Here is a 20828-nt window from a genome sequence, read left to right on the forward strand (position 1 = left end):
GAGGAATCGCAGTTGAAGAAAATCTGGGTTGGACTTGCCTTAACTTTTTCCTATATTCTTGCGGTCGGCCTCTTTTTCACGAATATGATGATGTACATAAAAAAACGGACCGATGAAGAAATACTGGAGCGCGAAACGCTGGACGGCCATTTTATCCAGAAGGATTTTGATGAACTCGAGAAGCTCGAGGTCACGATTCCGTCCGAATACGGCTATGATGTGAAGGGATATCTTGTTGCTCCTTATGAGAACCGGAAATTTGTGATCATCTGCCACGGCGTCACCGTGAACCGCTACAATTCAGTAAAGTACATGAATCTGTTTTTGAATAGAGGCTTCAACGTCCTGATCTACGATCACCGGCGCCACGGGGAATCCGGAGGCAAAACGACGAGCTACGGCCACTACGAAAAATATGATCTCCGTTCCGCTGTTCATTGGCTGAAGGAAAAATACGGACAGGACATCACCCTTGGCATCCATGGGGAATCCATGGGATCGGTCACGATGCTGCTATATGCAGGAATGCTTGAAGACGGAGCTGATTTTTATGTGGCCGACTGTCCTTTTCACAGCCTGGAAGATCAGCTTCTCTACAGGCTGAAAGTGGACTACCGTCTCCCTGGGTTCTTCGTGATGCCAGTTGCCCGCCCGTTTCTGAAATGGCGTGACGGATACTCATTAAGAGATGTATCTCCGATTGCTGTCGTTGATCAGATCAAAAAGCCTTTACTCTTTATCCACAGCAAAAAGGACGCCTATATTCCTGCTGATTCATCAAGGCAGCTGTTTGAGAAAAAAACGGGCCCGAAAAAAATCTACTTTGCAGAAAACGGCGACCATGCGATGTCCTTTACAGAAAACCGCGCGGAATACGAGCGGGTGCTGGATGAGTTTCTAGAGGAGATCGGACTTGCTGAAAAACAAGAGGCATATAAAGAGAAACGTTAAGGCGGCCAGCTGTTCCGGCCGCCTTTTTTTGTGTTTTTGAATAAAGCTGCAACAAAAAAGGAGGCGGGTGCGTTAAACAAGTGAGACTTGAACAAAGGGGAGAAATTTAAAATGAAAACATGGAAAAAGGTAACAGCATCTGCATTCGCCGCAGCCGTTTTAGCCGGGTATATGCCTCACGGAGAAAGCGCATCAGCAAAGCCGCTATACACATTTGAACTTCCTCCTTCCGGATTCTACAAAGAAGGCGACAGAGGCAAAAATGTAGAGTTTATCCAGCATTCCTTAAACCGGGTAATTGGAGCCAATCTGACAGCAGACGGCATTTATGGGCCTGCTACAAAAAAGTCGGTAATGACCTATCAAAAATCAAAAGGACTGACAGCAGACGGGATTTACGGACCTGTTACTCATAAGACCCTTACGTATGATATCAATATTGTTCTGCCGGACAAAGTGCTGAAGCTTGGAAACAAGGGGAACGATGTAAAAACGGTTCAAGTCGCACTTAATGAATTAGGCGCCTCCCTCTCGGCAGATGGAGTGTACGGACCGAAAACCAAGGCTGCAGTTCTTGCTTTTCAAAAGCGTTTCCCAGAGCTTGCAGATGACGGCATTTACGGACCGAAAACAAGAGACCTGATGGAAAAAGTTCTACATGATTAAGCAGATGGCAAAGGACAGCGTTCAAGCGCTGTCCTTTTCGTTTTTGTGCTATTCTGGACATATTCGTATTTCTGGAGGGCATTATGCAAAAAAAGACCATTCTGATTACAGGTTCATCTAGCGGATTCGGAAAACTGGCAGCGCTGGCGCTCGCGGAAAGAGGACACCGCGTTCTTGCTGCTGTAAGAAACCCCGTCAAAGGAGAAGCGCTCCTGTCTGCTGCCGGGGAAAGCGCCGGGAATATTCAGCTCATCCATCTCGATGTCACCTCCTCCCCTTCTGTTGCTGCGCTTTCGGCCATTCTTACAGAGCATGACCGGATTGATGCATTAATCAACAATGCCGGCTTCGCCTATGGCGGATTTGCTGAAGAAGTGACAGCAGATGGTTTCCGCGAGCAGTTTGAAACCAATTTTTTCGGAGTGCTGGCGGTTACAGATACCGTCCTCCCTTTTATGAGAAAACAAAAAAGCGGCAAAATCCTTAACATGAGCAGCATCAGCGGACTGATCGGTTTCCCCGGCCTCTCCCCTTATGTATCCTCCAAACATGCTCTCGAAGGCTACAGCGAAAGCCTCCGCCTCGAACTGAATCCGTTCGGAATAGACGTCGCCTTGATTGAGCCGGGCTCTTTTTCCACAGGTATATGGACAACCGGCCGCAAGGTATCCTTTCTTGAGGAATCCCCCTACTCGGACTATATGCAAGCGATCGAGAATGAACTGAACCGCAGCAGCCAACAGCATGGTGACCCGCAGGAAGTGGCAAGGCTTCTTGTTCATTTATGTGAAAAAGATAAGCTTCATAAACTCAGGTACCCGATCGGAAGAGGAGTGAAAATGACGGCTGCTTTAAAAAGAGTGCTTCCGTGGCGGGTTTGGGAGCGGATCGTTTTGAAGAAGCTGGGCATGCAGTGAAATAAAGGAGGGCTGCACGATGCTTCTCAGCACATGCAGCCCTTTTTCCATTTAGATCTGTCCGGTATTTCTCCGGTGCTGGTACTGCTGCCATTGAAAACGGATATAGCATCCGATGCAAAATCCGAGGATCGCAATAAACGCAGCCAGAAATACCATGGCAGTAAAGACAAAGTTGAGAATCTGCCATTTCAGTACAAAACCGATGAAGCCCAGAAGCAGGCAGATTACCGCAATTTTCTGGTTAAACTGCTGCTGATCAAAATCTTCAGGCTGATATTGAGAGTAAGGTTTGGATAAAAACAGGCCGGCTATTTTCATGACCGGATTAAATCGGAACAAAAGCCCCGTCATCCCGGCGATGAGAGGAACAAGCAAGATCCATCCCCATCCGGTCAGCCATGAACTCAGCACCGATAGCACGATAACCCATTGGTTCGCTAAAACAAGCGGCTTTGGGATCGACTTCATGTAACCACACCTTATTGATTGGAATACTCTTATTTTACTTTAAGTATCGAGTTCTGACAAAGAAGTTCCCTTCAATCCTTCAAATCAGATAGGAAGGAACGAGTCAAAGGGCTTTAGCCTATCCAAAATTCTAATCACTACCATAGCTGTCTGAAAGGATGAGTAGACCGCTTTAATGGTGTGGCAACAAAAACCTCGACCATTATTTAAGTTGGTTTCATTTCCTGGATGTCATCGGATTCCATAATGATTCTATAACGGTAAGCAAAATGATGATTGATAGCCGTTTGTTCCCGACTGAAGCGGCTTATGATAGCCTTAGATTATCAAGTTATGACCATTAATTAAGGGAGTGGATGGTTTGTCGCAGGATATTTTGATTGAAGTTGATACAGATACATTAGAAAACAGAACAAACATTACTGGAAATATATATTTTATGATTGATTATCATAGGTACTTTCCAGACCAAGATTGGTCGGATTTTATTTTGATAATCCTGTCTTGGTGGATTAAATCGTGTAAAGGGATTATTGTATCTGAAGTTGGCAGAACCTATGAATTTGATTTTATGGACGGTACACCAATTGTCTTAGCCAAAAAGATGAATGAAAGACAAGTAGAACTTTTATTTTTTGAGGATGGCTTACAAAAAGGTAAAGTTCATTTTTCAGGCGTATTTTCTATTCAACAAATTAGGGATTCTTTACTTTCTGTCTCCCAAAAGGTAATCAGGGCGATCGACAGAAAACAGTGGTCTAGTGTGGAAATTGATGAGTTAAAAGTTTTGACGATTTCCTTAGAGAAATACCCATTGTAATAGTTTAGAAGGGACCTCCGCAGTCCCTCCTGATTATAAAATCAACAATAATCTGTAACAGAGTCATTCTAAAACACGGCAAGTCCCCCTTTTTAAACTCCTTTTATTTTCAAGTAAAAAAACGAACCGAGGATTGAAAAACAGCCTCCTGCCATAATGACAGCGGATGTACCGGCCGTTTCCGCCAGGATGCCTGCCATAAACGCCGATGCAGGCATGAGCGCCCAAGTCATCAGCCGGCTCGTCGCCTGCACTCTTCCCATTAGCTCATCCGGCGTGACCTGCTGGCGGATTGCGGCGATACAGGGGTTCATGATGGCTGCGGCCGCTGTTCCTATTGTATTGAGGACCAGCAGCCAAACAAAATCCTCCGCTAAACCAAGCAAAACAATGCTCAGTCCTCCTGTTAAACAGGATCCAAACAGAAGGTTTCGATAGGAAAACCGTTTTTTTAATACACCTGCAAGCAAAGAACCCCCTATAGCCCCTGCTCCTCCGCATGAAAGAATCAAGCCGATTTCCCTTACTGCCAATCCGTTCTCCGCCTTCAAATGAAAAATAAGAATGGTCAGAAACAGAGTCGTTCCTGTCACTGACAGCAGCAGTGCGAGATTCGTATATAAAATAGGCCCGTTCCGAACTACGAAAACAAAGCCTTCTGCAGCGTCCTTCCAAAAAGATTGCTTTTTCCTCGCCGCTGGAATAGAACGGACAGAAATGCTCCATACGGCTAAAAAAGCCAAGAAAAAACTGGCACTGTTGATCAGCAGTCCGGCTGCCGGGGAATACAGACTGATAATTAAGCCTCCTGTTGCAGGTGCCATCAGCGAGGCGGAGTTCATGATCGCCGAATTCACCGAATTGACAGCAGGAAGGTCTTCCTTCCGGACAAGACCCGGGATGTAGGCAAACTGGGCGGTCTGGTAAAGCTGGCTCATACAGCCGGTTAAAAAAGCGCCGAGAAACAGCATCCACAGCTCCAACAGCCCGAACACAGAAAGCACGCCAAGCAGACCTGTCACCGCGGCTCTTCCCAAATCACACAGCAACAGGATCCTCCTGCGCTCGATCCGGTCCGCGAGTACGCCTGCCGCTGGCTGCAGCAGCACCGGAAGCCTTTCAGCGGCCGCGGCCGCTCCCATATACAGCGGAGAGCCGGTGAGCGACAGCACGAGAAGTGGAATTGCGATCACATAGATTTGATCGCCGATAAAAGAAATCGAATTACCGGCCAATATTTTATGGGCAGCCTGGTTTTTCTTAAGTACCGGAAGATCTTTAGCCTCGATTACAGCCCGTTCCCCCATCGATTACAGCCCCCCATCCAAAAAATGCTTCAGCTCTTCCGGAAGCACATCAAGCGCGCCGCGGTTCAAATAATAGTTTGATCCGGTGTTCCCGGCGATTCGTGCAGCCTTCAGTGTTTTTAAATGATGGTGAAGGGTCGTCTTGCCAATGCCGAGCTCCTCTGCCATGTCCTGCAGCGTCCAGTCTTTTGCAGCCAGCATTTTTACAAGCTTCAGCCTGACCTCATCTCCCAGCGCTTTATGCTTTTGGACGAGCGATGCACTCGGCATATACGGATCCTCCGGATGGATGCTGTCATTCGCCGCCGGATAATAAAACACCTTCGTCCCTTCCAGATCGGCTTCTATATTCCACGGCCTGTATGTAAGATGCGGGATGAGCAGCACCGTATGCACACCGGGCTCTGGCTGATAGCGGATGCCGCCGGTCGCCCACTCGATGAACGGCTCGGGCTCCATCTTCGTGCACATGGACTGTTTGGCCGAAGCATCTCTCTTTAAAATAGCTGACAGGCTTTCCTGTTCAGGCTCAATAACAGCCTGATGCCAGCCTGCCATTACAGCAGCCAGATGACTTTTCAGCACTTCCGGGTCTTCTGTACAGATGTGCCTGATATAGTCCGGATAAAAAGGATTCCATCCTGATTTTGCAATCAGCTCGTCCATCGCCGCTTTCTCCCCCGCTGCTGCGGCCCGTCTTTTATTCTGCAGCTCTTCTCCGAGATACGGCAGACTTACATAGAGCAGCTCCTCATCAGGCAGTTCTGTCAGGTACGCTGTAAATTCGTCCAGCGTTTCAGCATTTTTTTCGTGCAGCAGCTGAAGGAGCGCTTTCCATGTATTGTTCTTTTCAATCGTGTCGAGCTCCTTTAACAACCTTTCCGGCATCCCTTTTTTGAGGTGCTTCCAATCCTTTTTCTCAAGCGTGCCGATCAGCCGTGAATTGGTCACAGCTGCAATCCCCAACGCAGCTTCCCATAGCAGGGACTGGCGGATTTGTGCCGTGTACGTCCCTCTTTTTTTTCCAGTTTCCAAAATGTATTCCATATCTCCATCCCCCTTTATCTATATTCTATATTTTCTGAATTTATAATTCAATAATTTTCGAACGCCTATTTTCTTTTTACCCATTGACATTCTTTACCACGAGTCATATAGTTAGTTGCATAAGTAATTAACCAACAAACTAAGGAAGGGGGCATCATTCAATTGATCGATGACAGCCGGCCCATCTATGTACAAATCGCAGAAAGAATCGAAAATGACATCATCGAAGGCGGTCTGCCTGAAGAATCGCAGGTTCCCTCCACCAATCAGTTCGCAGCCTTTTACCAAATCAATCCGGCTACTGCCGGGAAAGGAGTCAATCTTCTGGTCGATCAAGGCATTTTATATAAAAAAAGGGGTGTCGGCATGTTTGTTGCTTCTGGGGCTCTTGAAAAGCTGATGGAAAAAAGAAGAGAACAGTTCTTCGAGCAATATATTAAAACCATGCTTCACGAAGCGGAGAAAATCGGCATCACAGCTGACCAGCTGAATGAAATGATTCAAAAAGGGGCCAATAAACGATGAACCGTATAGCAGAAGTAAACGGGCTTACGAAATCCTATGGAAAGAACACAGCCGTCGCAGGAATCGATTTTTCATTAGAGCCGAATAAAATTTACGGCCTTCTCGGAAGGAACGGGGCCGGTAAAACGACGGTCATGAATATGATCACCTCACGGATCTTCCCTTCAAGCGGAGACGTACGGATCTTCGGGGAGGATCCCTTTGAAAACCGAAGTGTCCTCAGCCAGATCTGTTTTATTAAAGAAAGCCAGAAGTACCCCGATACGTTCAACATCGCTGATTTATTTGATATTTGCTCTTCTGCGTTTCCGAACTGGGATCAGGAATATGCCGACACATTAATTAAAGACTTTAATCTCCCGCTCAACCGCAAGATGAAAAAACTTTCCCGCGGGATGCTTTCTGCCGCCGGCATCATTATCGGCCTTGCCAGCAGAGCGCCGCTGACGATTTTTGATGAACCTTACCTTGGGCTTGATGCAGTAGCGAGAAACATCTTTTATGACCGCCTGATCGAAGACTACAGCAGCCATCCCCGCACGATCATCCTGTCGACACACTTGATTGATGAAGTCAGTAAAATCCTCGAGCACGTCCTTGTCATTGACCAGGGAAAACTGATCATGAACCAAGAGGCAGATGCCATTCGCGGCAAAGCCTTTACGATTGTCGGACCTGCCGCAAAAGCCGCAGCTTTCACACACGGAAGAGAGATCCTGAAGCATGAAGCAATAGGCGGATTTGTTTCCGTAACGGTGATGGGCAGCCTGAGCCTGGAAGAAAAACAGGAAGCAGCCCAAGCTGGACTGGAACTTGCGCCCGTGTCTCTTCAGCAGCTGATCATCCATTTAACGACCGCTTCTGCAGAAACAAAGGAGGAAAACGCGCGATGAACCCCACTGCTGCCGTAATGAAAATTCACCTCAGGTATGTCCTTACTCTGCTGTATCTGCCATGGATTATCACTCTGTCAAGTCTGCTTATCAACCTCTTCGTTGCGTATATCGTCAAAGAGGGGTTTTATACTGGGGGGATCATGACAATCTTTGTATTCATGTTTGTGTCCGGCATCGTCATCCCTGCCCAAACCTTTCCGTTCGCTCTCGACTTGAGCCTGCGCAGAAAAGACTACTTTAAAGGAACCCTTTCCATTTTTCTTCTCACAAGCATATTGACTGCTGTTTTGCTTACTCTCTTTTCCTTTCTGGAAAACATAACAGGAGGATTTGGCGCAGGCATTCACTTCTTCAGCCTTCTTGATGCGTTCAGCCAAAACCCATTCTGGCAATTTTGGATCTTTTTCATTCTATTACTCTTTAACTTTATGTTCGGACTGCTGATCGCGAGCCTATTCCAGCGTTTTGGAAAAAACGGTATGTACGTTTTCTTCTCTGTTCTCGTGCTTCTGCTGACCGTCCTAAGTCTGCTCTTCACTTATTTTCAATGGTGGGTTCCGTTCTTTAGCTACTTGGCAGGCAACCTGAACACCACTGCTGTAGGCATCTTTATCATCAGTCTGCTGCTTCCTGTGTTCTCTTACGGGCTGCTTCGGAGAGCTTCAATCTGATTTGTTCAAATCATCTATTCCCATTTTAAGGAAAGAAGGAAAACTCAATGATCGATCTATTCCCAATGAAGATGTTCGGGCAGAACCGGATGATCCGTGTCTATCTTCCCCCCGCCTATGCCCGTTCTGAAAAATCATATCCGGTTTTATATGTGCACGACGGGCAGAATGTCTTTTCGGATTCTACAGCTGTTGGAGGAGGTGTTTCTTTAAACCTCGAAGAATTCCTTGATCGCAATGAGTATGGATTGATTGTCGCTGCTATTGATTTGAATACGGCAGGAGAAGAACGGATCCATGAGCTTTGTCCATGGAAGTGCGGGCATTTTTGTGCAGAGGTGCTGGGGCAGCCGAGCTCTGCCGGCGGCAAGGGAGAAGCTTATCTCGATTTTATCGTGAATGAACTGAAGCCCGCCTTGGACCGTCTTTACCGGACTGATTCAGAGCGCAGTTACATGGCCGGGATTTCTTTAGGCGGATCATTCACGGTGTATGCAGCTTGCCGTTACCCGGACATTTTCAAGAGAGCTGCCGGCCTGTCTTCCGGATTTTACCGGAATCAGGAGGAGCTTGAGAATCTCATTGAATCGGCAGATTTATCCGGTATGGAACGGCTTTATTTGGACTGCGGAACCAATGAAAACCCCGACATTCGCATCCGTGAAAGCTTTTTGGAATCCAATAAGCGCATTTTTCAAAAACTTGATGGAAAAGTTCAAAATCAGCGCTTCTCCATTATTCCAGACGGCATTCATCATTATTCCAGCTTCAGGTCCCGTTTCCCTGAAGTTCTGGATTATTTGCTGAAATGAAAAAGGAGGCGCCACTGCGCCTCCTTTTTCACAACACGTCCGTTACATCTTCCATGTTCTCCCGCATCCAGCTGATCGCGTCATCGATCGTCGGGAATTCCTGGGCCTGGAACGTCATTTCGTCCTGCAGGAGCCAGACGTTTTTCTGTTCGTCATGGATTCCGCCGATGGACCAGTGCATCAGGCTGTATGGATGATTGTTGTTTAAAAACGATACCCACGTTTTATCCTGGGCAATGTTTTTCATGGATTGAAATTTGTCTTTTTTCACATTCTTGTCCTCACTTAACCGTTAAACTCATACGCGGATTGAGCATCTGTGAAGGGCTTTTCAGCGCGAACGTATTGGCGGATTCCAGGAAATCAACCGTCATCTCTTCATCAAGAAAGACGAGCTTCGTCTTTTCCAGAAGAACCGGCTTATAGTTCGTGTTCACCTCTATGTCATCCTCTTCGGTTTCCCTTACAATCCATAGTGCTGCAACACCGGATACTACACAGCCGCAGCCCTCTGTATCATATTTCAGTTTCAGATGTGCGTCCGGATGTCCGTCAAGCACTGGGGCGATCCGGTCGATGGCCCGTTGGGTAAATGTAAATTTCATACTCTGCACCTTCTTTTGGATGATGTATGGACAGTGTACCATAAACTTTGCCGCGGCGCCTGATTAAAGCCGCAAGGCCGTTGCTTTTTCAGCCCGTTCCGATTACCATTAGAGTATCTTTTTTCCGGGAAAGGAGGACTTGCGATGTCTAAAGTGCAAATTAAAATACTGGATAACGGCCCTTTTCGTGTCACCGGTGATGTAGAGCTGGTCGACGCGGATGGCAATGTGTATCCTGCCAAGCCTGCCTTTTCCCTTTGCCGGTGCGGCCAGTCAAAGAAAATGCCGTATTGCGATGCAACCCATAAGGGAACATTTGATTCGTGCGTACGTGCTGAAAAAGAATTGGACTAATTTGATCAGGGGGATGGGAAAATGAAGGTTCGCGTACTAAAGCCTGTATTTGCGGATTCGGCAAGCCAGCTTGTTCACACAGCCAATCAGTTTGAAGAAAGAATTCTGATCAAAAAAGCGCATTGGGTCATCGATGCGAAAAGCCTGCTTGGCGTTCTCGCACTCTCTCTGCAGCCAGGTGAAGAAGTGGAGATCGACGCAGAAGGAAATGCTTCAGCTGAAGAATCCTTTTTAAATATCGGCCTTTTTGAAAAATAAGGAAAAGACCAATTGGATTCTCTCCAGTTGGTCTTTTTTCGTCAATCCCCGTGCAGTTTGATTTTAACGACCCGGGTGAGCGGAATCATCTTCCGTTTTCCTGCTTCGTCTACAATTCTCAGCGCCTGCTGGATCTGGTCAAAAAAGTGGATCCGCCCTGTGTGAAGAATGAGCTGCTCATGCTCATGCACGGTAAACTGCAGCAGCTGGTTGTCTTCCATCGCCTGGCAGATGATCTCGTTGAACTCCTCCAGCTGCTGGTCATCCACCTCCGGCTTCACCGTATAGCGCTCTTCCTCTTTCCATTGCCGCAGCAGCTTCACATGCTCCGGCAGCATCATCGAGGTCCACTTGATATTGCCGCGGTCGCGTATCACTCCGCTCCCCTCCTTCCTTATGCTTTATGCCCGCCGACGAGTGTCGCCCGGTGCTTCGCCGTTCCCGCTTTTGTATAGGAAACCGCTCTGAGAAGCGAATCAGAGCCATATTTGCTCCGGATCGAATCCATCACATATCCAAGAGTCCGGTGCTTCTCCCGGTCCGGCTGAAACAGATTCAGCTGGCTTTCTGCATCTTCTTCAATATTGGAGAGGGCGATGGAAATCTTCCGGACGGTTCTTCCTTCATAAAACTCCTCAAACAGCTCAAGGCATGTGCGGTAAAGGTCCATCGTAATGTTCGTCGGCTCTTCCATCGTCCGCGACCGGTAAAAGCCGCCGCCAAGCTCATCCTTGCTGTAGCCGACCCCGAAGCTGATCGTCCGTCCGGCCCTGTAGTGGTGGCGCGCCCTTCTCGCCACCTCCTCGCACATTTCCAGGATGACATGCTTCACTTCTTCAGGATCCGTGTAATCACGCATTAAAATCTGGCTTTTGCCAAAGCTGATCTGCCCCTGCATAATCGGTTCGCCGATGTCTGACAGATCGACGCCCCATGCATGGTAGTAAAGCTGGTTGCCCATGATGCCGAATTTTTTCTCCAGCCTCTCAAGCGGATACGCGGCCAGCTGTCCGATACTGAAAATGCCCATCCGGTTCAGGTTCTTTTCCATCCTGCCGCCAATGCCCCACATCTGGCTCAAAGGCTTCAGGCTCCACAGCTTTTCCTCTACATCGTCATACGTCCACTCGGCTACACCTGTCTTCTTCGCATCAATATCAAGGCACACCTTGGACAAAAGCATATTCGGCCCGATTCCAATCGCACACGGCAGCTGAAATTCACGCTCCATCTCATTTTTAATCTTCCAGGCGATTGTATGGGCGTCGCCCCACAGGTGCTCCACTCCATCGACCTGGATAAAACTTTCGTCAACACTGTAAATATGAATGGCTTCTCTTGGCACATAGCGGTGAAACATCTTGGAAAGTTCAGTGGAAATGCGGATAAACAGCGCCATTTTCGGGTTTACCACGTGGATCCGGGGATCATCCGGAATTTCAAATTTTCTTGATCCTGTTTTAATGTTAAAATCCTTTTTTAACCGGGGAGATGCGGCCAGTACCACACTTCCCTGCCGTTCGGTGTCCCCGACGACAGCGAGGTAGCACGTATGTGGATCAAGCCCCATCAGGACCGCCGCACAGCTCGCATAAAAACTTTTCATATCAATACAGAGAATCTTCTTTTTGGGAAGCTGGTCATAATCCATTCCTTACCCCTCCGCTAAGAATATATGTTCGTAGTCCTATTATACCGCTAATCATAATCGAATAAACGTTCGTATTCAATGGTAGTTTTTGGCGAAGTGTGAAAAAATGCATGACAGCAGGCTTCAGGAAATCGTTTCCTCTTTGAAAATTCTTTTTTGGGCATATGGGATTACTTTGAATCGAGGAGAATTGGCCAAGCAGCTCAGCACGGCTCTGGAGCCCGTTATATCTGCGAGACCGATACCTGCCGAAAACCTCCTTTCCAGCACAAATAGCGGCTGTGGAGACCGATCCCGCACGAACCGGTCTCAGGAGACGCTATCTCATATGAGACGGGGTATTTTCCATCGTTTCGGTCTCAGAAGACGCTATTTTTGTAAAATGAGCCTGTTTTCGCCCCAAAACCCACAAATAACGGCTCTGGAGACCGATCCCGTACGAACCGGTATCAGGAGACGCTATCTCATATGAGACGGGGCATTTTCCATCGTTTCGGTCTCAGAAGACGCTATTTTTGTAAAATGATCCTTTTTCGCCCTAAATTCCATAAATAACGGCCCTGGAGACCGATAACTTCCGAAAACCACCTTTCCAGCACAAATAGCGGCTCTGGAGACCGATCACGCACGAACCGGTCTCAGGAGACGCTATCTCATATGAGACGGGGCATTTTCCATCGTTTCGGTCTCAGAAGACGCTATTTTTGTAAAATGAACCTGTTTTCGCCCCAAATTCCATAAATAACGGCTCTGGAGACCGATACCTGCCGAAAACCGCTTTTCCAACACAAATAGCGGCTCTGGAGACCGATCCCGCACAAACCGGTCTCAAAAGACGCTATCTCATATGAGACAGGGCATTTTCCATCGTTTCGGTCTCAGGAGACGCTATCTCATATGAGACGGGGCATTTTCCATCGTTTCGGTCTCAGGAGACGCTATTTTTGTAAAATGATCCTGTTTTCGCCCCAAATTCCATAAATAACGGCCCTGGAGACCGATACTTGCCGAAAACCGCTTTTCCAGCCCAAATAGCGGCTCTGGAGACCGATCCCGTACGAACCGATCTCAGGAGACGCTATGGGCATTCACCACCGTTTCAGCCTCAAAAGCCTTTTATTCATATAAAACGAGGCATTTATCCCTGAAACCGATAACTGCCAGTACCGGCCGCACGTTTTTCCTATCCATCCCGCACAGCAGCCAACCCCGCCCCACCTTCTTAAATAAACACAAGCTGCCCAAAAATCCTGTATGAAAAACGCCACTGGTTGGAATATACTGTTAAAAAGGGGTGGAGTTTGATGAACGTTTGGGTGAGGCAGGGTATTCTTTATTTGGCTTTCCTTTTGCTTGGCATCTGGCTGCTGTTTGAAGGAAGCATGTTTGAGTTGAGGCTGCAGGAGGAGGGAAAGGAAATTTATGATTTACGGACTTTGCTTGCATTTCAGGGTCTTTTTCCAGTAGCTTTGGGTATGCTTTTTGCGGTGCCGGATCTCGTTTTGGATTTTTGGCGGGAGGGACGCTGGAGGATACAGTGGATGAGGTTGATTTTCTTTGGACTGCCTCTTTTGTATGCTTTGTTTGTGAATCTTCAGTTTCTGTCAGGAGGGAATCTCCTGCCGGTTCCGCCTTTCTTTCCGGGTGGTTCGTACGTGGCTTTATATGGGGCAGGCTTTGGTTTTCTGCTCATTTCAAGCATAAGAAAGCAGCCCGTTTAGAGCTGCTTTTTTTATCCCCATACGTCTTTTGAATAGCGGCCCTGGTTTACTAAGGCCTCAAGCCAGGCAGCGGCTTCTTCCGGGGCTGCGCTTTTTACGTTCCGGCAGCTGTCCAAAAGTGCCTGTTCTGCAGCAATGCTCATTCCCCGTCTGCCGCATATATACAGGCAGCTTGCATCCTCGTCGAGCAGACGGATGATTTTAGCGGCATGCTGCTTGAGTACATCCTGAACATAGACCCGGTCTTTGCCTGGCTCGCGGGATAACGCCGGGTACAGGGTGACAAGTCCGTTCCGCTCTGCTTCTTCGAGTTTCTCCTTATAAAGAAATTCCTCTAGGCTCCTGCAGCCGAAAAACAAGTGTGCCTCTCCAAGCTGAACCCCTTTTTTCTGCAGGATGCTTCTTCCCTGCAGAAATCCAAGAAAAGGGGCAATACCTGATCCGCCTGCGACCATGATTAAGGGAAGAGACGGGTCTTCCGGTTTTTGAAAGCCTTGTTCTTTTATGAAGCAGGCGACAGGATCGCCAGGCTGCAGGCCGGCCAGGTAATGGGAGGCAGTCCCTTCATAGAATCCGCTGCCGTTCCACGCCTTTTCCTTTACTACCCTGACTGTCAGACTGATTCTCCCCGGGTCCGCTTCAGGGGAGCTGGCGATGGAATAAAAGCGGGGCTTGAGAGGCGGGAGCATCCGGAAGAACCGTTCGAAAGGCAGCTCGCAAGCGTTATACGCTTCCAGGATTTCCAGAAGGGAAACCCGCTTCTTTACAACTTCTTCCTCATAGTTCTGCAGCTTTTTTTCCAGTTCGATCCGATGGGGAGGACACTCCGTATAGCGGATTGCTGTCAGGAGGTGAGACTTTGCGGCCGGTTCCTGCAATTCAGGATAATCCGCAAGGAGCCTGCGGATTTCAATCGGTTCGTTAAGTGGAAGGTGGCTTGATTTCCCTTTAAAAATTACACGCTCGTTCCCTGTCAGCCGGAAACGGCTCAGAACACGGTCAATCAATTCCGGGCGGTTTTGAGGGAAAATTCCGATGTGACCCCCTTCCCGGAAGGAAACTCCGGGCGGGAGAAGCAGCTCAAGGTGCCGGGTGCTGCGCGGGCTTCCTGCCTGATGCAATTCGCGGTTCACAGCGGTTTCGGCCGGAAATGCCCGGTATTTCTCAGCAAGGCGGCTCAGCGGAGCGGCGGCTGCAAATTCCATCTCCACAGATGCTTCCATCTCTGCCGGCTCCCAATCGAGGGAATAGCTGACGGCCAGGGCGCGCCACATCTCTTCCTCCCATTGCTCAAAGCTGCCCAGCAAATCCTCGTCGGCATCCCCTGCCCCAAGTCTGCAGATTTGCTCGGCCCCTTTTTCGGACATCTTCTTGTCAATCAGAGCCGGAATCCGCTGGAAGGTGGCCGACCAGGTCCGGTCTCCGCATCCGAATACAGCAAATCGAACCCCCTGCAGGCTCTCGTTCGTCTCCTCAAGCCACTTAACAAATGTCTTAGCGTTGTCTGGCGGCGCTCCGTTGTAGGTGGAAGAAAGCAGAAGAACGGCCCCTTCCCGGGGAAGCCCGCCAGAGTATGCGTCGAGTGGCGCTGCTTTTGCGGTATACCCGAGCGCTGATCCCTTTTCGGCAAGGCGCAGCGCCAGCTCTTCGGAGGTACCCATATTGGACCCATATAAGATTAAAAGAGGAGTGTGATGGCCTTTTTCTGCAGCTTCGGCAGGCTCAGGCTGAGCGGTATCAGATTGAGGCGGGACGTCCGGGGAAGCGGTCCATTTCCGCCTTGGTTTCACTTTCATCTTAAATCCGTAAGGCTTCCAGCTGAGCGTTTCCTTGATCTTCAGCTCGTAATCCGGAAAATGCTCAAAATCAAAATACTTGAGCAGCAGACTGAGGGCCATCGCCGCCTCATGGAGGGCAAACTGCTGGCCGATGCAGGCCCGCTGCCCATTGCCAAATGGCTTGAAAGCATGCGGTGGAATAGCCGTCATATCCTCGAAACGCTCAGGGATAAATTCTTCTGCCTTCTCTCCCCACACTGTCCGGTCCCGGTGCAGGTGAGGCAGAAGGACGGTTAATTCCTGCCCTTCCCTGATGGCGTACTCTCCCCCTACTATTTCGCTTTCCTTTGCGTAGAGGGAGATCACCGGCACAGTCGGCCACAGACGGAGTGTCTCAAAAAGAACCATCGGGATGTATTTTAGTTTTTTCACTTCCTGGAAAGACGGAACCCGCGACGTCAGTATACGGTCTGCCTCTTCCCGCGCTGCCTTGAGACTGCGGCGGTTTTTGCAAAGAAGATAAAGAGCGAAGGACAGCATCCCCCCTGTCGTCTCGTGACCGGCTATTAAAAAGGTCATGATTTGATAGCGGATGTTCTCATCATCGAGACGCTCACCTGTTTCAGGGTCCTTACTTTTCAGCATGTGGGAGAGAAGATCATCCGGCCATTCCTTTTGTTCCAGCTGCTTTCGGTCCTGAATCAGCCGGTCCACGAGATTGAACATCGACTGAATGTGCGCACCGAACTCCGCCTCCTGTTCCCTGCTGCCCTTCTCATTTTTACGGGGCCTGACGAGACGGGCCATCGCCTCGGTGAGCACAGCATTCATACTGTCAATAAACGGGTGAAAGCCTGTCCTGTAAAAACTGTTGAAGCGATACCCAAATCCGCATAACCCGATTGTATCCAGAGTCAGTCTTGTCATGTCCTCTGAAACATCAACTGTCTCGCCGGCATTCAGCCTCTCCCACTTCTGAACGAGCTGGCCGGCAATATCACTCATCATGGAATGATAGTTTTTCATAGCTTTTAGACTGAAAGCCGGCAAAAGAATATGATGCGCCTTTTTCCAGTTCGGTTCATGTGTCCAGCTCGTAAAAAGCCCGTCTCCTGAAAATGGCCTTAGATTCTGCAGGGCGGGACTTACACTTTTATCAAACCTGTTTTCATCACAAATCTCGGAAACGAGCCTGTGGCTTGATAGAAAGATGGCCGCATTCCGGGGCCTGTCAAACTGAAAAATCGGACCGGCATGCTTTGACACCTTTAAAAGCGACTGAACCAGACCGTCCGGATTGTTGAGCGGTCCCTGCGCATCCCCGTTTTTCAGCTCTACCCGGGGAATCGGCTTAAGATGGTCCATATGCATTCCCTCTTTCGTATTGAATGTCCTAGTCCCTATTTTATGAAAATACCGGCGGATGGCTTGGACATTCTGCGAAAATCGGAACAGGACCGGAGTTTTATGCAGGCAGTTTTCATCAGGAACAGGCGGACGGCTTACTGGCATTGTTCCGACCTGCATCGCCCGATTCGGAAACTCCCGCTGCACTTGGACGGATGATCTGTCCATCAGGCTGAAAAACCCTCCTAAATGCAATCCGGAGGGTTTTATTAATTTTCTAGGCCTTTATTTTCCTGATTTTAATCGTTGAACAATGGATGATGATTTTCGTTTGTGAGAATAAAAAAATTTCATGCTGTACTTTCTTTTTACTCAACGGCAGAATTTCATCATAGCCCCACTCGTCCAATCCTCTTCTGCCGCCAAAAACAATTTCCTTTGGTTTGTTTGCATAGACATTTCTGGTGATGTCATAATCCATTAAGAATTTACGGACATTGACCCATTGAATTTCATAAATGCCGCCTTCTTGGTATTGCTCAACAACCATATTGATGGAGGTGGGGTCTTTTGTTTTGCCGTTCTCCTGATTGAGAACAGTTAAGGAAATCACCTTGCCATCATGAAAGGAATTTGTTTTTAAAAAAATCGCCGTCTCTTTATTGAATCTTGGTAAAAGTTTTTGCAGCTCTTGTCTGTAACCCGCTGGATCCCACGTGTCATCGTCTATAAAATACTTCACTCAAATGATCTCCTTATCCCTATTAACCTCCTGTTTATTTTAAAATAAAATGTTCTTCCGGACCAACCTATTTTCCACATTTTAGCGAATAAGCCTTCCAGTCAGCTTCTGTCCGCCCCTATTTCCCCGCCCAGACATCCTTTGCGAAGCGGCCCTCTTTCTCAAGGCGGCGGAGCCAAGCGTCTGCTTCCACTGCAGAGGCCTGTTTTTCAGACTGATAGCTTTCTTTAATGGCAGCTTCGACATCCGGTGCCATCTGGCTGCCGTCTCCGCAGATGTACAGGTGTCCGCCCTTTTCAAGGAGAGAAAGCAGCGCGGAGGCATCCTCTCTGATCATATGCTGCACATAGGTTTTGGCCTTGCCCTCTTGTCGTGAAAAAGCGGTGCGGAGTGTAATCAGATCTAGCCGTTCTGCTTCAAGAAGTTCCTCTTCATACAGATAATCATGAAGGCGTTCCCTGCAGCCGAAGTAGAGATACGCTTCACCGAGCTGTGCACCCTCTTCTTTTATAGCTCGGCGTCCTTGCAGGAATCCTCTGAACGGGGCGATCCCGGTCCCCGGGCCTACCATGATGAGCGGGGTTTCCGGATTCTCCGGCCGTTCGAATGCTCCTTGCGGCTCCCCGACAAAGCAGAGAACTTCATCCCCGGGCTTCACCTGTGCAAGATAGCCGGAAGCGACGCCATTGTATTCTCCCGCTCCGCTCCAGGCCGGATCCTTCAGTACACTCACGGTCAGGCTCGCTTTCCGCGGGGATAACAGCGGAGAGCTTGAGATCGAATAATAGCGCGGCTTAAGTGCAGGCAGCAGACTCAGAAAGCGGCTGAAAGAAAGCTCACAAGCCATATACTTTTCCAGCAGCTCAAGCATCGTGATGCGCTTTGGAAGGATTTCATACTGGTATCTTTCAAGCATCGCCTCAAGCTCCATCCTGTGGGGAGGGCAGACGTTGACCTCTGCCAGGACCTTCAGCTGGGCGCGGGTGACTGGCTCCTGCAGCTCAACCGCATCAGAAAGCACGTCAATGACCCTTACCGGCTGCCCCTGTGGCAGATGAGAATGCTTTGAACCTTCACTTTCGAGCACCATTTGTTCATCACCGGACAGCTGAAGACGGCGGAGCACTCTGTTGACGAGCACACGGCTGTTTTTAGGAAACACACCAATGTGGCCGCCTTCTTTATAGCTGGTGCCTTCCGGCAGAAGCAGCTCCACATGGCGCGTACTGCGGCCGCTTGCAGCGGACTGAAGCTCTCTGGAGGCTGCCACCTCTGCCTTGAACGCCTGATGTGCTTTTGCAAGCGGTGCAGCCGGTTCATTTTTAACGATGGTCACTGAAAGGCTGCTTCCTGTCCCGTGTTCTTCTTCGGGAAGTTCTACGTTAAAATGGGAGGCAGCAGCAGGCCAGAATGCCTCGTTCCATGCGTCAAAACTCCCTTCAAAATCGGCGTCGGCATCCCCTTCGCCTCTTCCGACAAAGCGGATTGCACCCTTGGAGTGCATGGTTTCATCGATTACATGCGGAATCCGCTGATACGTGCTTGCCCAGTTCCGGTCCCCGCAGCCAAAAACGGTATAAGATACTCCCGCCAGTTCTTCTGGATCAGCCTGCTCCAGCCAATCGATAAACCCCCGGGCGTTATCAGGCGGATTGCCGTTATAGGAGGAGGAGAAAATCACCACAGCTCCTTCTTGGGGCAATTTCCCCGCATATTCATCAAGCGGTGCAGTTTCCGCTCTAAATCCGAGGCTTATCCCCTCATCGGCAAACTCTTCCGCCAGTCCTTCGGCTGTTCCCATATTGGATCCGTATAAAACAAGAAGCGGTGTCTGATGGGCGTCCTTTTTTGGAGCCCTGGAAGGTGCCGGCTTCTCTTTTCGCACAGCCTCTTCCGGCCGGGCAGCGGATCCCATCCATTTTTTCCGCGATTTCACCTTCATCGTAAACTGATTTGGCTTGAGAGTAAGCGCTTCTTTCACGTCGAGTTCATAATTTGTATGATCCGTAAAATCAAAATGCTTCAGCAGCAGCCCCATGACAAGAATAGCTTCATGAAGGGCGAACTGCTGCCCGATGCACGCACGCTGGCCGTTGCCGAACGGCTTGAAGGCATGAGCGGGGATGCTGCTCATATCCTCAAAGCGCTCCGGCTTGAATTCTTCAGCATCGGCCCCCCATACAGAAGGATCCCGGTGCAAAGCCGGCAGCAGGACGGTTACTTCTTCCCCTTTGCCAATCCTATACCGGCCGCCCAGTACTTCGTCTTGCTTGGCATACAGGGAGAAAGCCGGGGCAGTCGGCCAGAGTCTGAGCGTTTCGTTGAGGATCATCTGAATGTATTTCAGCTTTTTGACCTCTTTATACTCAGGCACCGCATCGGGAAGAACACGGTCTGCCTCTTCCTGCGCTTTTTTTAGGATCTCAGGATTTTTCAGCAAATAATAAAAGGTAAAGGAGAGAAGACCGCTTGTCGTTTCATGCCCGGCAATCAGAAAGGTAATGATCTGGAAGCGGATGTTCTCATCGCTGAGCCCTTCCCCTGTCTCAGGATCCTTGCTCCTCAGCATGTGGGAGAGCAGATCATCGGCCCATTCTTCTTCATGCTGCTCCTTGCGCTCTGCGATAAGCTGGTCAACAAGGCTGAACATATCCTGAATGTTTTTTTGGTACTGCTCCTCTTTTTGCTGCAGAAAGCTTTCGTCTGTTTCGGTTCTCTGAAGCTTGTTCATGGCTTCGCCGAGAGCGCCGGACATGCTTTTGATAAACGGGTGAAAGTTCTCGCGGTAATAGCTGTTAAACCGGAAATTAAATCCGCACAGCCCGATCGTATCAAGGGTTAGCCGCGTCATATCCTCTGACACATCGACAGAATCCCCGGCGTTGAGACGTTCCCATTTCAGAACAAGCTGGGAGGCGATATCCGCCATCATATGGTGGTAGCCCTTCATCGCCTTCTGGCTGAAGCTCGGCAGAAGGATATTGTGCGCTTTCTTCCAGTTCGGCTCATCTGTCCAGCTCGTAAACAGGCCATCTCCCGAAAAGGCCCGGACGTTTTTCAGCGCCTGGCTGATGCTTTTATCAAACCGGGATTCATCTGAAACTTCGGCTGTTAATTCCCTGCAAGAAAGATAAACCGTGGACCGGGAAGGGTTTTCAAGCTTGAATACAGGCCCCATTTCTTTAGCCAATTTCATCAGTGACTGAACGGGCTTTTCCGGACTGAGAAGCGGTAAATATTTCGATTCTCCGTTAAGCTCAGGGCTTGGAATTTTGCTCATCGTCTTCAT

At 49.0% G+C, this 20828-nt stretch carries 21 protein-coding genes and 1 pseudogene; 12 read left to right on the top strand and 10 right to left on the bottom strand.

What is annotated here, in order from left to right:
* The first annotated feature begins 12 nt into the window (after positions 1 to 12).
* The 3 genes from GKZ89_RS02560 to GKZ89_RS02570 all read left to right on the top strand — a co-directional run bounded on the left by GKZ89_RS02560 (position 13) and on the right by GKZ89_RS02570 (position 2534).
* Complete coding sequence (locus GKZ89_RS02560; RefSeq protein ID WP_241680098.1) at positions 13 to 951, top strand: alpha/beta hydrolase; 939 nt, start codon at positions 13 to 15, stop codon at positions 949 to 951.
* Between the two features lie 111 nt (positions 952 to 1062).
* Entirely contained in the window at positions 1063 to 1617 is a 555-nt protein-coding gene (locus tag GKZ89_RS21370) for a peptidoglycan-binding domain-containing protein (RefSeq protein WP_155110794.1), read from the top strand.
* A gap of 83 nt (positions 1618 to 1700) precedes the next feature.
* Entirely contained in the window at positions 1701 to 2534 is an 834-nt protein-coding gene (locus GKZ89_RS02570; RefSeq protein ID WP_155110795.1) for an SDR family oxidoreductase, read from the top strand.
* Between the two features lie 51 nt (positions 2535 to 2585).
* Here the strand turns inward: GKZ89_RS02570 and GKZ89_RS02575 are convergent, their stop codons facing one another.
* Positions 2586 to 3005: a DUF4395 domain-containing protein gene (locus tag GKZ89_RS02575; RefSeq protein ID WP_155110796.1), complete on the bottom strand. Its 420-nt coding sequence runs from the start codon at positions 3003 to 3005 to the stop codon at positions 2586 to 2588.
* Positions 3006 to 3080: 75 nt separating this feature from the next.
* On the opposite strand from GKZ89_RS02575, the pseudogene GKZ89_RS02580 reads away from it, so the two are divergent.
* A pseudogene (locus GKZ89_RS02580) lies at positions 3081 to 3349 on the top strand (IS1595 family transposase); the annotation flags it as partial.
* Positions 3350 to 3366: 17 nt separating this feature from the next.
* Positions 3367 to 3825, top strand: a complete 459-nt coding sequence (locus GKZ89_RS02585) for a hypothetical protein (protein WP_155110797.1) — start codon at positions 3367 to 3369, stop codon at positions 3823 to 3825.
* Between the two features lie 92 nt (positions 3826 to 3917).
* On the opposite strand, the gene GKZ89_RS02590 is transcribed toward GKZ89_RS02585, so the two are convergent.
* Both GKZ89_RS02590 and GKZ89_RS02595 read right to left on the bottom strand, forming a co-directional pair.
* Positions 3918 to 5132 carry an MFS transporter gene (locus tag GKZ89_RS02590; protein ID WP_155110798.1) on the bottom strand — a complete coding sequence of 405 codons (1215 nt, stop codon included), beginning with the start codon at positions 5130 to 5132 and terminating at the stop codon, positions 3918 to 3920.
* 3 nt (positions 5133 to 5135) lie between these two features.
* On the bottom strand, positions 5136 to 6179 hold the full coding sequence (locus tag GKZ89_RS02595) for an ArsR/SmtB family transcription factor (protein WP_155110799.1): 1044 nt from the start codon (positions 6177 to 6179) through the stop codon (positions 5136 to 5138).
* A gap of 153 nt (positions 6180 to 6332) precedes the next feature.
* Between GKZ89_RS02595 and GKZ89_RS02600 the strand changes: the two genes are divergently transcribed.
* From GKZ89_RS02600 to GKZ89_RS02615, 4 genes are read left to right on the top strand one after another with little or no spacing between them, the layout of a single operon-like run.
* A complete protein-coding gene (locus GKZ89_RS02600; RefSeq protein WP_162356444.1) occupies positions 6333 to 6704 on the top strand; it encodes a GntR family transcriptional regulator in 372 nt (123 codons plus the stop codon).
* The gene (locus GKZ89_RS02605) at positions 6701 to 7597 is read left to right on the top strand and encodes an ABC transporter ATP-binding protein (RefSeq protein ID WP_155110801.1); all 897 of its coding nucleotides are present in this window, start codon (positions 6701 to 6703) and stop codon (positions 7595 to 7597) included. Before GKZ89_RS02600 ends, GKZ89_RS02605 begins: the two co-directional genes overlap by 4 nt.
* Entirely contained in the window at positions 7594 to 8271 is a 678-nt protein-coding gene (locus tag GKZ89_RS02610; RefSeq protein WP_155110802.1) for a hypothetical protein, read from the top strand. The genes GKZ89_RS02605 and GKZ89_RS02610 overlap by 4 nt, the downstream gene beginning before the upstream one ends.
* Before the next feature lie 47 nt (positions 8272 to 8318).
* On the top strand, positions 8319 to 9083 hold the full coding sequence (locus GKZ89_RS02615) for an alpha/beta hydrolase (protein ID WP_155110803.1): 765 nt from the start codon (positions 8319 to 8321) through the stop codon (positions 9081 to 9083).
* 28 nt (positions 9084 to 9111) lie between these two features.
* Here the strand turns inward: GKZ89_RS02615 and GKZ89_RS02620 are convergent, their stop codons facing one another.
* Positions 9112 to 9354 carry a DUF2552 family protein gene (locus tag GKZ89_RS02620; protein ID WP_338324881.1) on the bottom strand — a complete coding sequence of 81 codons (243 nt, stop codon included), beginning with the start codon at positions 9352 to 9354 and terminating at the stop codon, positions 9112 to 9114.
* Between the two features lie 10 nt (positions 9355 to 9364).
* The gene (locus GKZ89_RS02625) at positions 9365 to 9688 is read right to left on the bottom strand and encodes an iron-sulfur cluster biosynthesis family protein (protein WP_155110804.1); all 324 of its coding nucleotides are present in this window, start codon (positions 9686 to 9688) and stop codon (positions 9365 to 9367) included.
* A gap of 144 nt (positions 9689 to 9832) precedes the next feature.
* Here GKZ89_RS02625 and GKZ89_RS02630 point away from each other — a divergent pair, with 144 nt between their 5' ends.
* Together GKZ89_RS02630 and GKZ89_RS02635 are read left to right on the top strand one after the other, a co-directional pair.
* The gene (locus GKZ89_RS02630) at positions 9833 to 10042 is read left to right on the top strand and encodes a CDGSH iron-sulfur domain-containing protein (protein WP_123917494.1); all 210 of its coding nucleotides are present in this window, start codon (positions 9833 to 9835) and stop codon (positions 10040 to 10042) included.
* Positions 10043 to 10063: 21 nt separating this feature from the next.
* Positions 10064 to 10300: an HPr family phosphocarrier protein gene (locus tag GKZ89_RS02635; RefSeq protein ID WP_155110805.1), complete on the top strand. Its 237-nt coding sequence runs from the start codon at positions 10064 to 10066 to the stop codon at positions 10298 to 10300.
* Positions 10301 to 10341: 41 nt separating this feature from the next.
* Here GKZ89_RS02635 and GKZ89_RS02640 read toward each other — a convergent pair whose 3' ends face one another.
* On the bottom strand, positions 10342 to 10677 hold the full coding sequence (locus tag GKZ89_RS02640; RefSeq protein WP_162356382.1) for a YolD-like family protein: 336 nt from the start codon (positions 10675 to 10677) through the stop codon (positions 10342 to 10344).
* Positions 10678 to 10694: 17 nt separating this feature from the next.
* Complete coding sequence (locus tag GKZ89_RS02645; RefSeq protein ID WP_155110806.1) at positions 10695 to 11951, bottom strand: Y-family DNA polymerase; 1257 nt, start codon at positions 11949 to 11951, stop codon at positions 10695 to 10697.
* A gap of 1304 nt (positions 11952 to 13255) precedes the next feature.
* Between GKZ89_RS02645 and GKZ89_RS02650 the strand changes: the two genes are divergently transcribed.
* Positions 13256 to 13672 (top strand): hypothetical protein, encoded by a 417-nt coding sequence (locus GKZ89_RS02650; protein WP_155110807.1) that lies wholly within the window; start codon positions 13256 to 13258, stop codon positions 13670 to 13672.
* An 11-nt stretch (positions 13673 to 13683) separates the two neighbouring features.
* Here GKZ89_RS02650 and GKZ89_RS02655 read toward each other — a convergent pair whose 3' ends face one another.
* From GKZ89_RS02655 to GKZ89_RS02665, 3 genes are all read right to left on the bottom strand, one after another.
* Positions 13684 to 16815: a bifunctional cytochrome P450/NADPH--P450 reductase gene (locus tag GKZ89_RS02655; RefSeq protein WP_430696674.1), complete on the bottom strand. Its 3132-nt coding sequence runs from the start codon at positions 16813 to 16815 to the stop codon at positions 13684 to 13686.
* Between the two features lie 259 nt (positions 16816 to 17074).
* A complete protein-coding gene (locus tag GKZ89_RS21025) occupies positions 17075 to 17539 on the bottom strand; it encodes a hypothetical protein (RefSeq protein WP_162356385.1) in 465 nt (154 codons plus the stop codon).
* Positions 17540 to 17657: 118 nt separating this feature from the next.
* Positions 17658 to 20828 carry a bifunctional cytochrome P450/NADPH--P450 reductase gene (locus GKZ89_RS02665; protein ID WP_155110808.1) on the bottom strand — a complete coding sequence of 1057 codons (3171 nt, stop codon included), beginning with the start codon at positions 20826 to 20828 and terminating at the stop codon, positions 17658 to 17660.

This window comes from Metabacillus mangrovi, from assembly GCF_009711125.1.
In the GTDB taxonomy this organism is placed as follows: domain Bacteria; phylum Bacillota; class Bacilli; order Bacillales; family Bacillaceae; genus Metabacillus_B; species Metabacillus_B mangrovi.

What these genes read in the sequence shown, in the direction of transcription:
- GKZ89_RS02610 (WP_155110802.1), top strand. Translation starts at nt 7,594, where the DNA reads ATGAACCCCACTGCTGCCGTAATGAAAATTCACCTCAGGTATGTCCTT.
- GKZ89_RS02590 (WP_155110798.1), bottom strand. Translation starts at nt 5,132, where the DNA reads ATGGGGGAACGGGCTGTAATCGAGGCTAAAGATCTTCCGGTACTTAAG.
- GKZ89_RS02575 (WP_155110796.1), bottom strand. Translation starts at nt 3,005, where the DNA reads ATGAAGTCGATCCCAAAGCCGCTTGTTTTAGCGAACCAATGGGTTATC.
- GKZ89_RS02595 (WP_155110799.1), bottom strand. Translation starts at nt 6,179, where the DNA reads ATGGAATACATTTTGGAAACTGGAAAAAAAAGAGGGACGTACACGGCA.
- GKZ89_RS21370 (WP_155110794.1), top strand. Translation starts at nt 1,063, where the DNA reads ATGAAAACATGGAAAAAGGTAACAGCATCTGCATTCGCCGCAGCCGTT.
- GKZ89_RS02615 (WP_155110803.1), top strand. Translation starts at nt 8,319, where the DNA reads ATGATCGATCTATTCCCAATGAAGATGTTCGGGCAGAACCGGATGATC.
- GKZ89_RS02635 (WP_155110805.1), top strand. Translation starts at nt 10,064, where the DNA reads ATGAAGGTTCGCGTACTAAAGCCTGTATTTGCGGATTCGGCAAGCCAG.
- GKZ89_RS02625 (WP_155110804.1), bottom strand. Translation starts at nt 9,688, where the DNA reads ATGAAATTTACATTTACCCAACGGGCCATCGACCGGATCGCCCCAGTG.
- GKZ89_RS02655 (WP_430696674.1), bottom strand. Translation starts at nt 16,815, where the DNA reads ATGGACCATCTTAAGCCGATTCCCCGGGTAGAGCTGAAAAACGGGGAT.
- GKZ89_RS02630 (WP_123917494.1), top strand. Translation starts at nt 9,833, where the DNA reads ATGTCTAAAGTGCAAATTAAAATACTGGATAACGGCCCTTTTCGTGTC.
- GKZ89_RS02605 (WP_155110801.1), top strand. Translation starts at nt 6,701, where the DNA reads ATGAACCGTATAGCAGAAGTAAACGGGCTTACGAAATCCTATGGAAAG.
- GKZ89_RS02570 (WP_155110795.1), top strand. Translation starts at nt 1,701, where the DNA reads ATGCAAAAAAAGACCATTCTGATTACAGGTTCATCTAGCGGATTCGGA.
- GKZ89_RS02645 (WP_155110806.1), bottom strand. Translation starts at nt 11,951, where the DNA reads ATGGATTATGACCAGCTTCCCAAAAAGAAGATTCTCTGTATTGATATG.
- GKZ89_RS02650 (WP_155110807.1), top strand. Translation starts at nt 13,256, where the DNA reads ATGAACGTTTGGGTGAGGCAGGGTATTCTTTATTTGGCTTTCCTTTTG.
- GKZ89_RS02665 (WP_155110808.1), bottom strand. Translation starts at nt 20,828, where the DNA reads ATGAAGACGATGAGCAAAATTCCAAGCCCTGAGCTTAACGGAGAATCG.